This is a genomic window from Shewanella sp. UCD-KL21 (assembly GCF_001957135.1).
Taxonomy (GTDB): Bacteria; Pseudomonadota; Gammaproteobacteria; order Enterobacterales; family Shewanellaceae; genus Shewanella.
The window spans coordinates 40,152-52,991 of sequence record NZ_MPHK01000015.1 but is presented as its reverse complement, the minus strand read 5'-3'; the positions used below and the strand labels follow the sequence as shown (position 1 = coordinate 52,991).

Sequence of the window (12,840 nt, the reverse complement as noted above, 5' to 3'; positions counted from 1 at the left end):
CCTCCCTTAAACTCAATAATCTTCAAGCTGGTCTACTAAAACGATGGCATGTGGAGTATGGCGTAAGGTTTGTGGGTTAGGGTGTGTGGATTAAGGTTTGTGGAGTGTGGGTTAAGGAGTGTGGAGTAAAAATAGAGGAGTAGGTTTGTTCAGCCCGAAATACGAAAGCGATTGTATGAAAATAGGCCTCAGAAAAAGCTACCTTCTTGCTTGTTATAAGTTTGCGGTCATGGCATTAAATTAACCGCAAACTTGATTACGGCCGTTATTTTTAGCTTGATATAGGAATTTATCGGCCTCATTAATCAGAGCGCGCAAACTTTGTTCAGTATAACAACTTACACCACAGCTTATGCTGAGGTGAACCTGTTGCGACTCCAGTATTATTGGCGTTGAAGCTATAGCCTCACGAATCTGATTGGCAATGGTGATAACATCCCGTTTAAAATCACTTTCAGCCGTAGCATTAGCGCTGTCATCAACAGTGTGAAAAGGCGCTTTGATTAACATAAGAAACTCTTCACCACCCCAGCGAACAACGCTGCTTTCAGCTGGTTTTAATTGCTTAATAATGCCAGCGATATGCTGCAAGGCTTGATCACCAACGCCATGTCCGAATTGATCATTCACACGTTTAAAATGGTCAATGTCCAGCATTATCACCCCAAACTCAATTTCACCATTTACCGCTAATGCCATGTTTTCTACCGCGATAGCCGCGCCTTCACGGCGATTATAAAAACCAGTTAAGTCATCGAATGTTGCATGTTGTGTCAACTTGGCTTCTAAGGCTTTTTGCTCGGTTATGTCAAATATGACGCCGATTAAGCCAGCCGCATTACCTTCTGCATCAAAAAAACTGGTTTTATGAAACTTTACAAATACAACATCTCCGCTATTGGTACGAATTTCTTTTTCGTAAATTTGAACACCAGGATTATCAAACAAGGCTTGATCCGCTTGTTGATAAATATCCGCTAAGGCTTTATCAAACAATTGATACACGCTGTAGCCCACCAGTTGTTGTCTGGAAATTTTTATGAACGCTTCAAAAGCTTGATTACAGCCTAAATAAACCCCTTTCGCATCTTTATAAAAAATAGGCACTGGTAGCGTATCAATCGTAAATTGCAAAAGAGGGTTATCTGCGCTGATAAAAGCTAATAAATCGAAAGGGACTAGAGGTTCTATTAAGGCCATAGCTACTCATTAGTTAAAAATCATGCTCTTTGAGTATAGACACTACAGAATAAAATTTTGTAAAGATTATAAATCATTGAAATAATTATCTAACACCGTAATCACTAGGCTCAGAGCTTACTGGCTCACGATAACGCTACATTTAGTGCCGACAAAACAAAAGCTGCTGCAAAAACAATCACCGCATAACTATTGACCTTTAACCACTAACAACTTAACCTCGCAAACTTTACTATTTTTAAACACTTATAACATTAAAACCACATGTATTACGTACAGTGTCATGGACGTTGTGTTTTATAGTTAGCCGGAGAGCTAGAGTTCAAATGTTACTTAAAAAAATTATTTTTAGCATAGTATTTTTACTATGCGGTATTGCATCAAGTAGTTTTGCTGATGATACTGAAATTTATGTAACCGAAGCCAGTGTTCGCACCAATGATGTGCCTCAAGTACTGATTATTTTTGATACCTCAGGGAGTATGGAAACCTCTGGAACACTAAATAGTAGGAGAGATCCTCTTGAAGATGCACTCTTTCCGACTAGAACTTTTTATAATGCCGCTAATGACTCTGTCGCAAACAGCACCAAGTTATATTACAGCGATGACATTGAAACCGTCCCAACGTTAAGCAGCACACAATTTTTTGAGCATAAGTTCAACGGTTGTCAGTTATCTATTGATTACCTAGAAACGTACGGTAAGTTTACTGGCTACCTCCGTTACTACAATGTCGATGATAGAGAATGGCAAGAGCTTCCAGCTAATCCAGATAGCGGAAATCAGTTAGATACCGTCGACTGCTTTGAAGATATACGCGAAAAAAATCAAGATAATGCATTATCTAAATCCAATGGAAATGCTAATTACCCTGATGGCTTCCCTGTTGATGACTCTGATAGTGCCTACCTAACTCCCGATAGTGAGTCCTCACTAGATATCGATGCCGCCATCGAAAGTGCAAAACAAACAGATTTCGGTTTAGGTAAATCGTTCACTGTTTACACCCAAGAATACATTACTTGGTACCACTCTGATCCTGATATAAATAATGAATATGTTCGTATGGATGTCGCGAGGCAAGTGATACAAGATGCGATACTGGCAACGCCAGGTGTAGATTTTGGCTTAGCTATTTTTAATAGAAGTGATGGTAATGATAATGATAATGAGGGTGGCCGGATCATTCAAGGCATCCGTGAAATGACAAATACCAATAAAACAAGCTTACTAGAGAAAGTGAGTTTGTTAAGAGGGACTTATCGAAACCGTACACCATTGTGTGACACCTTATATGAAGCATATCGATATTTTAGTGGCGGAGCGATACATTTTGGCGACAATGCTGTCGTGCCTAAGTCTCTACCAAGACCTGAAGGAGAAGAAATTGACACCGGAGATATCAATCCTACACGAGATACCACAATAGAATCTGATGGTAATTACCTCTCGCCATTTGAAGATAGTAGCTGCTCCTCAAGTGCCTCGATTGTTTATATTACCGACGGCGTTCCTACCGGTGATAACTATACGAATGACTTAATTGCAACCTTAGTTGGCAACCCAGTTTTAGATCTTATCGATAATGATAATGCCATGCCAAAGCTGGCTGGCTGGATGTATAATAATGATGTAAATACCGATGTTAGCGGCACTCAAAATGTACGCACTTATACCATTGGATTTAGTGAAGATGCTCCGGAAGATATTTTAACTGAAACAGCAAACCTAGGCGGTGGGCATTATTATTCAGCCAACAGCGCTGAAGCTTTACAAACAGCACTGCAACAAGTATTTGCAGAAGTTGTTAGTGTGCCAGCAACATTTAGCTCTCCTTCAGTTTCATCAGCGCGTGTCGATAGTGGTAACTCAGCTTATTACTCGATGTTTTTGCCCAATAAAGGCCCTCGCTGGGCCGGTAATATTAAAAAGCTCAGCTTTAATGCGAATGGTGACGTATTAGATGCCAATAGCAATCCAGCATTATCGGACGGTGGCTTAATTAAAGATTCAGCTTGTACTATTTGGACCCAAAACTGTACATCATTTACCGGCAACGGTGATGGTAGCAATGTCACCAATGGCGGCGCAGCGCAGCACTTACAATCAAATACAGATCGTACCTTGTACGGTAACTTTAGCTTATCTGGTGAGCTGACTGATTTTACCAAAGCCAATGCCCAAAGCCATGCTGGCGATGCTGAAGACTTAGCAAGCTATATGGGCGTATCTGAAGATGAACTAGATAAGATGTTCAACTGGGCCATGGGCCAAGATGTATTTGATGAAGATGATGACAACTCGATTACAGATATTCGCCAAGATGTGTTAGGTGATTCGCTGCATTCAAAACCACTGGCAATAAATTATGGTACAGCTGAAACGCCGAATGTAAAACTGTTTATGGGCACCAACCATGGCTTTATGCATATGTTCAGCGACGCTGGTGATTCGATTAGTGAAACTTGGGCCTTCATGCCCTATGAATTATTACCTAATATTCGCGAGCTTGCAGTTAACCTGCCTACGGGCACACACTCTATTTATGGCCTAGATAGCTCACCTGTGGCGTACACCAAACGTAATGCCAGCGGCACAATTGAAACTGCATGGTTATTTTTTGGCATGCGCCGTGGCGGCACCTCTTATTATGCTATGGATGTCACTAACCCGAATAGCCCTCAAATGTTGTGGCATAAAAATGCCAATAGCACCGATTTTGATAACTTGGGCCAATCTTGGTCTGAACCTGTGGTCACCTATATCCCTGGTTTTGAAGAAGACAGCGACCAAAGCGAGAGCCCTGTGATCATCATCGGCGCAGGATATAACCCATCAACAAAAGATGTATCTGGCCTTGGTAGTGACGATACTATTGGCCGTGGGGTATTTATCATGTCAGCCCAAACGGGCGATGTAATCCACAGTTTTGGTCCCAATAATAGCGATAAAATGACAAAAATGCCTAATATTCGCGACAGTATCCCCAATAAAGTGGCAGTTTTAGACAGCAACAGTGATGGCATCACCGACCGTATTTATGCCACCGATACTGGTGCAAATATCTGGCGTATGGATTTACCTTCAGCAGATCCTAACGATAGTGAAAATCCATGGACAGCATTTAAGTTTGCAGAATTAGCGGGAGAGTCGCTAGCAAATGACCGACGTTTTTTTGCTGAACCGGTTGTCGCTCAAACAATCATTTCTGCCACTCACCAAACTGACATAAATGGTGAATTGACATTAAGTTATCAAAATATCCCCTATGATGCGGTTGCCGTTGGGAGTGGTCACAGGGCCAATCCTTTAGATAAAACCCGTTCAGATAAGTTTTTTGTTTTGCAAGATAGAAATGTTGTAACCCGCTCTTTTACAGGGGATTCAGGACAAACCATACCAGATGCTTTACTGTTAGATGACTTATATGATGTCACTAATGCAGCACCAGCAGATCAAAATGATAATATTACTTTCGCTACGAAACGTGGCTGGTTTTATAGCTTTACCGGTGAAGGCGAGAAAAGCTTATCGGCAGGCTTAATTGTCAACGGTCGAGTGTTTTTTACCTCTTACATTCCAACGACTACAGCAACAGATGATCAATGTAACTTTTCTGGTCAAGGTAAGTTGTATGGCTTTGATTTACATAGAGGTATTCGTTCATACTCCCAACTGTATTATGAACTGGGAGAAGGCATACCAGACACTCCTGGCATAATAGTACCGGCTAATACCGATACCATGTACCTGATAGGAATTGGAGACATTGGTAACAATATGGAAAAAGCCGATGGAAATGATGGCTGCCCAGAAGGTGATGGCAAGTGTGTTGCCAGTGGTTTGCAGTCAAACCGCATTTACTATTACATGGAGTAATTGCCAATTAAAACAGCAATAAATATTGTTAATAACATAAGCTAAGCAGCATCAAGCCGCGAAACTGTTGAGTACAACATCGCGGCTTGATTGTATTTGTAAGAAAACTTTACTCTCTAGCTGAGTAAGATTTTAAATATATGCTGCTACTAGCTGATGGGGGTTATGCCGCCCCTTTGCTAATTCGAACTATTAAGGTTAACCCTTATTACAAAGCTCTACTAGCGAGCCTTACAATTGGTTAAAGCATGAGGTTAAAAGTGGTACTTCACCAACAAGCTTGTGACGTTTTGATTAGTATTAAAGCCAGAGCTGCTCTTGATACCGTACTTGTTTTTCCAATAGTCGTACTCAATACCCACATAAAGTGCACTGTCTCGCATACCGACTTGCTTACCTAAATCATATTTAAGTTGTGGATTGAAATGAAAGTTCTTTTCATAACTGCCATCAGAATCAACTACCCAGTCAATAAAGCCATCAAAGACAATATTGGACTCACCCACTGGCCAAGTAACCTTCCAGGTTGGGGTAATTTGCCAAGTGTCGCCATCGCGTCCATCAGGCATGCGTCTATACATATTAAGCTGAAAAAAATCAAAACCAGGAATGGCTAAATCAACACCTGCACCAAGTAGAAATGACTCGACATCGCCTTCACCAAACTCAATGGTGGTTGCCAATAATACGTCCTTAACAAAACCGATTTCAACCGGTTCGCCAAGCATTTTACTGAAGCTAAAGCGCGGGCTAAATTCACCATAATAGGTGCTTTTACCGTTTAAAAAGTCTTCTTCACCATTGTATTTAGTGACATCGACAAACATAAATAAATCGCCAACACCCCAACCACTAACATGCTCAAAAGTAAGGGTTTGTTGAATTTCAGGGTTAACTTTAAAGTCGTCACCGTAAAGGTAGGTTAAGCTGTTATCTTGCCACTGAACAACATCATTGGCAGTAGTAAACGGAGCGTAACTCGCTAACAAGGCTATGAGCAGGCGTTTCATATTACATCCTTTTAAATTAGTTTAATTGATATAAGCCATTAAGGGATTAGCCTTGAATGATTTCAGCATTAGTGCAATAGGTTTCTCATGAGGTAACAGCGTATTATGATTCTTGCTGTGATAACAATTTTATCGCTTTCAAGTCAATATCACGAAGCGACCTTAATAATAGTGCAATGACAACGGTGGAGATTATGCCAGTAACCTTTTAGATACTTAAGCGTTACATTAGTAAATCGCTTAATAAGTGAGTTCTGAATAAAGGACGTTAAAACTTGCAGCGTTCACTGAAAAGAAATTAGATTTTGTCGGCCAATAAACCTTATCAAGATTAAAACAGCCATCCCCATAAGTGACTCAATATAAAATGACGATTGCGCCGGCGGAAGTTCTGTCACAGCAACTGAAAACAGTGAGAAATGCTCATTTAAAGCTGCTGTAGCGTATCTAATAGAACGACAACTCAGCTATTTTATGCCTCGTAAAAACAAAAGCGAAACGAAAAGTACCACTTAGGTCTGCCTAAGCTATATTTATACTTAATCATTGACGAATAATGATTCTGTGCCTCTTCGAGTTTGCCCCATACATTCCAACACGCTGGTTCAATGGAAAAGCTAAAAACACTGCTTAGGACCGTATGGCAAGTGATTTAAAAGCCGAGTGTTCATTACAGTTTAGGTTTTTTAGTTATCGGTGACTTTATTGCAGGGGCATTTTTTTGGGGGGGCATTTAATACCGCGCTGGAACTGTCCAGCACCGAAGAGTTTTGTGGTAGTTGTCATAAAAATGTTTACCAAGAAATGAAACCCACCATTCATTTTACCAATCCCAGTGGCGTAAGAGTCACCTGTCATGACTGTCACGTCCCCCATAAATTGACTGATAAAATAGCCCGAAAAATGCAAGCGTCGAAAGAAATTTGGGCAGACTTAGTAGGCAGTATTGATACTCCTGAAAAATTTGAAGCCAAAGATCGAGAGCTTGCTGGGCATGAATGACATCGATTAAAAACCAACAACTCATTAGAGTGTCGAAACTGTCACGAGCTCGACTACATGGACTTTACCCATCAATCAAGCCGCTTCACTCAAAGTATTTAGCTAGCGGCGAAAAAACCTGTATTGATTGCCACAAAGGCATTGCTCACCAACTACCTGATATGGAAGGCATTGAGGGCTGGTAAAGCAGAAGTCGCGTAACTGAGTCGTTGGGGCGACTTAAAGCTAAAAACATAAATTTACTCAACTTGGTATTTTCTGTGTAAAACTACGGTTGAGTGTAACCCCAAAAACTCAGTCAGGTGACCACAAAACATCACAAATCGATTGCTTCTTTAACTTAGTCTCATTTCTGCGATATCGGGACGAGAAAGCCTAGTAAGTATCCGGTAGAGATACATCACCACCAAACATAGCACTGCGCCCATCATAAATAACGAGGGTCCACCTAGTAAGTCAAGAATGATTCCACCACCTAATGGGGCTAAAGCAAAGCCTAGTTCACTAAATGATGCAGCACCAAAATAAGCGCCTCGAAGATGTTGCGGGGCTAAGCGATCAATATGCACATTCATGGTCGGAAATAAAATCGTCTCAGCAAGACTCATCACCACAACGGCCCCTATCCAGCCCCAAAATAAATCCACTGGGTTTAATGCCAGCCACATTTGTGAGCACATGAGCAAGAACAATCCAAATTGGATCCGCTTAATTAAACTATGTTTGGCCATCAATTTTAACAGAATAAATTGCGTTGAAATAATCACCAAGGCATTGGTAAAGATCATACTAGATATCAACGTGAGTAATTGAGGCGCTTGTGATCGGGTTAAATACTGAATGAGCGAACTGTCCATTTGAGCATAAATAAACATGCATAAGGTATTGGCCAATATTAAACATTGAAACAATTTATCTTGTTTTAAAATCGATAAAATTTGCTGGCGAGTCTGCTTAGCAGTAGGCATAGTCACCGCAGACCTAAGCTCTACGGAATGACCCTCTTTATCAGACCCATTTTTAGCGGAATCAATATTTGACTGATGACTAAAACCCCAATAAAGCATTATCAGTAAAACCACAAAGGCACCGGCTGTTATATAAAAACTCGATTGCTCACCCGTTAGTCCTAACCAAATGCCAAGCATGGGCCCAACAGCGCAGCCGACATTGACGATGAAATACCATGATTGCATCGCCAATTCCCGTGTTTGCTTATTATAGATTATGTCACCAATAACGGCAGAGGTGAGAGGTCGCCATATCGAGGTCGCGATTGAACATAAGGTCATCACCACTACATAACCAGTGACGGTGTCGACTTCTGCTAACAATGAAAATGAAATGATATAAAGCACACCAGTCATGTACATCAATTTGTGCCGACCAATACGATCTGACAATGCACTACCGATAAAACTAGTGAATACAGACACCAGTGCAGCACTGGATAAAATCACCCCCACTTCAGTGGCACTTAACGCAAACCTGTCATATAAAATGACCGCTAGAAACGGCCACACCATATAATAGCTGCCACGAGTAATAAACGAGCCAAACAACAATACCCACATGAGTAATGGAAACTGCTTAACACGGGCTATAGAGACATCGCTTTGCATTGTAAAACCTTTAAAGGAAAGCCTAACAGAAATGATCTTGACCAAACCTAAAGAGTTAGCGACCTCAGCGCAACAAAAAAATAACAAATATAGCTAATTATGGCTAATACAACCGTGCCTGCATACCTGACTCAAAAATGGTTAAGCAAATTGAAGATGATAAAGATCAATGCGATTACATTAAGCTGAGTGCTTTAGGAAGTTTAAAACTGAAATTCGAGAAACTCATTGAAATTAAATTCATTCACTCAAAGGCAAATGATTTCCCTTGAGTGATTAAATATCCCATAGCGACTTGTGAAAGCCAATGGAATAAGGATATTAAGCTTTTTGCACCAACGCGATTTTACTAAACTCAAGCCCTTGCCAACCATTAAGCATAAATTGTCGAATATTTTGATGATCACTGCCCTCAGGTGTGGCTAAAACATCACGATAATATTGACCAAATAATTGCAGCGTTTGAGTCTGGGTTAACTGGTGAATTTGCGCGAATGAAAACACCTTACAAGAACCTGAATTTTCACCGGCTTCATTGACTTGTTTACCATTGGTAAAAGCGCTTGGGGTGAAATCATAATGGGCGTCGATGATTGCCATCGTATCTTCAAAGCGAGCTTGTTCAGAAGTTGATTGAGACAGTGTTTCAATAAAGCTAACAATATCAGCTTGGGTATTTGTCAGTTCAGTCATGTTAAATCCTGTTTTGCTGTCATAAACAGCGTAAAAAACCTATATGCATACTATAAAAAAACTATAAAAATCGTAACCAATCGTCCTTATAAAATGCGTAACTTACTCATCCACCAGCAAATGCCCTACTTTCACCCAAATAAGCGTATCTTGCTCAACATAAGGATTATGCTGACTTAGGTGCGGGCTACGGCTCCAAGTTCCTGCGGGATAACGGCCTAATTCATCAATAAACTCACCGCTAATAACGTAAATTTCTTCACCACCAAAATGACGATGAGGCTGAAATTGGCAACCTGCAGGCCAAAACACTAATGCTGTCGATTCGATAAGGTGTTGATGCAGCGGCATCACCTTTAATTCACCTTGGCCAGCTGACCATGGTGTATTGTGAGTATCAATACGAACTTGCGCGCTATCAGAGGTTTGAAATTGGTGTAGCTTTACCAGTAACTCACAGCCTTGAACGCTAAATGGCGCGTGGCTAAAGCCTTCGGGATTACGAATATAAGTCCCTGCAGGATAATCACCCGTTTCATCAGAAAACACCCCAGATAACACTAATATTTCTTCACCTAATGGATGCGGATGTGATGAAAAACTGGCGCCTGCATCATACTTCACCACGCTAGTAGCATGACCGCGTTCAGCTTCTTCTCTGGCCAATCGTTTACGCCACACTCCTTGAGCGGGGCTTTTGTCCCATTGAAGTTTATTGCTATCAATTACAACCCGCTGAGAAAAGTCCATGTTAAGCATAATGAGTTCCTGCTACTTTTTTATATCAGTGTAATGGCACTTAAACTAAATGAATAGCGCACACTTAACTAGCGGGGGAAATAAAAAACCTGCACTATTACTAGCGCAGGTTTGAGGGAGTTGCAGATAATGTTCAGCTAGGCGATAAAGTTAAGCTGAAGCGATATCGCGACTTCAATACTGTTTAAACGCCGCTATTATTTAAACGGAACTGGACGCGGTGTCTTCGCATTTGAAGGCGGTAAAATCGGCAACATAATTTGTGGCTGCTCACCGGTTAAACTCTTCAAAAACTCAACCATTTGTGCAGTTTCTTTAGCTGACATTTTTTGCCCTAGTTGAATGTCGGCCATGGTATTAACCGCTTCATCCAGGTTCCATACGCTACCGTCATGGAAGTATGGGTAGGTAAGCTCAATGTTACGTAAGGTTGGTACTTTAAAGACGAACTTATCAGCTTCTTTACCGGTTACCCCTTTACGCCCTTCCGCTGGGTTGTCAGTGTGGAATGGTTTGATTAAGCCCATTTTCATGTACATAGTGCCGCCAACTGCAGGGCCGTTATGACATGCGACACAACCTTTGTCTTTAAATAACTGATAACCCGTTTGCGCATCAGCAGAGATGGCTTTTTTATCGCCTTCTAAGTATTTATCAAATGGGCTATTTGGGGTTACTAAGGTTTTTTCAAATGTCGCTATAGCATCAGTAATACGGTCGATGTTGACTTCGTTTGAACCATAAATGTCGTTAAAGCGGGCAACATATGCTGGCATTGATGCAATCGTATCTACCGCGAGTTCATGGGTATAGCCCATTTCTTTTGGATTATCGATAGGACCCGCCGCTTGCTCTTTTAAGGTTGCAGCGCGGCCATCCCAAAATTGTGCCAACATATAATCAGCATTTAAAACTGTAGGCGAGTTTATTGGGCCTTGTTGCCACTCGTGACCAATCGATGTTGGTAGGGCATCAACACCACCAAGAGACAAGTTATGACATGAGTTACATGAGATAAAACCAGACATTGATAGGCGTGGCTCAAAGAAAAGCATTTTACCTAACTCAACTTTTTCAGGCTCGGTGATCACCGCAGGCTTAATGACTTCAATGGGCTCGCTGGCCTGAGAAGTTGAAATAGAAAAAATCGAAGCTAGCATTACAGCAACGGTGGTCAGCTTAGTCATAATAAATAACCTTGTTTATTGTATGGTTTAATAGCAACCATCTTAATTGCTCTATATCTAAGGTTAAAACGGTAAATTCCGATTAAGTCCATCGTAATCACAAATGCCATTTATGCGACTTAAGTCACTGTTTATTTATATAAATAAGATAGGTTAACGAGCCATTCGATTAAATTAAGCCCCCACACCAGCAATAGCGATTAAGGTTGCGGTAAGTCACATTGTTTTGTATCAAACATTGCACAGATTTTGATACAAATGGTTTTTTGCCAGTTTAATATCGCGATAAAAAATGCAGCTTCTTCTTGTCTATTAAGCTTTATCACTCCTTCATGCTGATTTTCTCGGCCATATGGCAATACGCTTATAACTCTTGAGTGTAACGATTCGTGTAACTGCCAGTTAATAAAATCAGCCAACAACGTACCTGCTATGGCTTAGCATTTGTTATACTTAACCAAATTTATTACTTACCATTGGTAGATTGCCACCTCAGGATGTTGATATGACCCAAGACGAAATGAAAAAAGCCGCTGGATGGGCTGCACTAAAATATGTTGAAGAAGGTTCAATTGTTGGTGTTGGAACAGGTTCAACGGTTAATCACTTTATTGATGCGTTAGCGACAATGAAAGATGACATTGAGGGCGCGGTATCAAGCTCTGAAGCCTCAACCCAAAAACTAAAAGATTTAGGCATTGAAGTATTTGATCTCAATAGTGTCTCAGATCTATCTGTCTACGTTGATGGCGCCGATGAAATCAATGACCATATGGACATGATTAAAGGCGGCGGCGCGGCATTAACCCGTGAAAAAATTGTCGCGGCTGTGGCTAAAAAGTTTGTTTGTATTGTTGATAATACCAAGCAAGTTGAGATTTTAGGTGAGTTTCCACTGCCTATTGAAGTGATCCCAATGGCGCGCTCTTACGTTGCCCGTGAATTAGTAAAATTAGGTGGTGACCCGGTTTACCGTGAAGGTGTCGTCACTGACAATGGTAATGTGATTTTAGACATGTACAACTACCGCATTCTTGATCCTAAAACCTTAGAAAAGCAATTAAATGATATTGTTGGTGTGGTCACTAATGGTTTATTTGCTAACCGCGGCGCTGATGTATTGTTAGTGGGTAGCCCAGATGGCGTTAACACGATTATTGCCAAATAGCTCAACTGACTAGCCAGATTCATTAAATGCCCAATTCATCATTGGGCATTTTTGTTTTTATATACCCCATTTAAATTGCGCGACTTCCCTATCCTGCAACTTTTCACTGTTAAGCTTTCACAAATAACCTCACTCAAGCAGCTCTTCAGCTTTTGACTCCGCCATGCCATCATCAAAAATATTTTATTTAATCGAGTAAACCTTTTAGCAACTTGCTAATGTCTAATCTAGTAACTCACATCAAATTGGAATGATTGGTGAACTTAACCCCAAACAATATCACAGACATTGATAGTCAATTCAGCAGCAATACTGGCG

8 protein-coding genes and 1 pseudogene are annotated in these 12,840 nt (G+C 40.8%); 3 read left to right on the top strand and 6 right to left on the bottom strand.

The features are described 5' to 3' along the window. Positions 1–240 precede the first annotated feature (240 nt). The gene (locus BM739_RS13820; RefSeq protein ID WP_076541589.1) at positions 241–1,200 is read right to left on the bottom strand and encodes a GGDEF domain-containing protein; all 960 of its coding nucleotides are present in this window, start codon (positions 1,198–1,200) and stop codon (positions 241–243) included. A 326-nt stretch (positions 1,201–1,526) separates the two neighbouring features. On the opposite strand from BM739_RS13820, the gene BM739_RS13815 reads away from it, so the two are divergent. Further along, on the top strand, positions 1,527–5,081 hold the full coding sequence (locus BM739_RS13815; RefSeq protein ID WP_076541587.1) for a pilus assembly protein: 3,555 nt from the start codon (positions 1,527–1,529) through the stop codon (positions 5,079–5,081). Between the two features lie 254 nt (positions 5,082–5,335). Here BM739_RS13815 and BM739_RS13810 read toward each other — a convergent pair whose 3' ends face one another. Continuing rightward, the gene (locus tag BM739_RS13810) at positions 5,336–6,091 is read right to left on the bottom strand and encodes an outer membrane protein OmpK (RefSeq protein ID WP_076541585.1); all 756 of its coding nucleotides are present in this window, start codon (positions 6,089–6,091) and stop codon (positions 5,336–5,338) included. Positions 6,092–6,699: 608 nt separating this feature from the next. Here BM739_RS13810 and BM739_RS13805 point away from each other — a divergent pair. Continuing rightward, positions 6,700–7,278: pseudogene (locus BM739_RS13805) on the top strand (NapC/NirT family cytochrome c). Positions 7,279–7,428: 150 nt separating this feature from the next. Here BM739_RS13805 and BM739_RS13800 read toward each other — a convergent pair. From BM739_RS13800 to BM739_RS13785, 4 genes are all read right to left on the bottom strand, one after another. Next, a complete protein-coding gene (locus BM739_RS13800; protein ID WP_076541583.1) occupies positions 7,429–8,715 on the bottom strand; it encodes an MFS transporter in 1,287 nt (428 codons plus the stop codon). Between the two features lie 321 nt (positions 8,716–9,036). Next, complete coding sequence (locus BM739_RS13795) at positions 9,037–9,408, bottom strand: HopJ type III effector protein (protein ID WP_083698172.1); 372 nt, start codon at positions 9,406–9,408, stop codon at positions 9,037–9,039. Positions 9,409–9,510: 102 nt separating this feature from the next. Beyond that, positions 9,511–10,167 carry a cupin domain-containing protein gene (locus BM739_RS13790; RefSeq protein ID WP_076541581.1) on the bottom strand — a complete coding sequence of 219 codons (657 nt, stop codon included), beginning with the start codon at positions 10,165–10,167 and terminating at the stop codon, positions 9,511–9,513. Positions 10,168–10,364: 197 nt separating this feature from the next. Beyond that, positions 10,365–11,354, bottom strand: a complete 990-nt coding sequence (locus tag BM739_RS13785) for a cytochrome-c peroxidase (protein ID WP_076541579.1) — start codon at positions 11,352–11,354, stop codon at positions 10,365–10,367. Between the two features lie 505 nt (positions 11,355–11,859). Between BM739_RS13785 and rpiA the strand changes: the two genes are divergently transcribed. Beyond that, positions 11,860–12,522 (top strand): ribose-5-phosphate isomerase RpiA, encoded by a 663-nt coding sequence (gene rpiA, locus BM739_RS13775; RefSeq protein WP_076541575.1) that lies wholly within the window; start codon positions 11,860–11,862, stop codon positions 12,520–12,522. Positions 12,523–12,840: the final 318 nt, after the last annotated feature.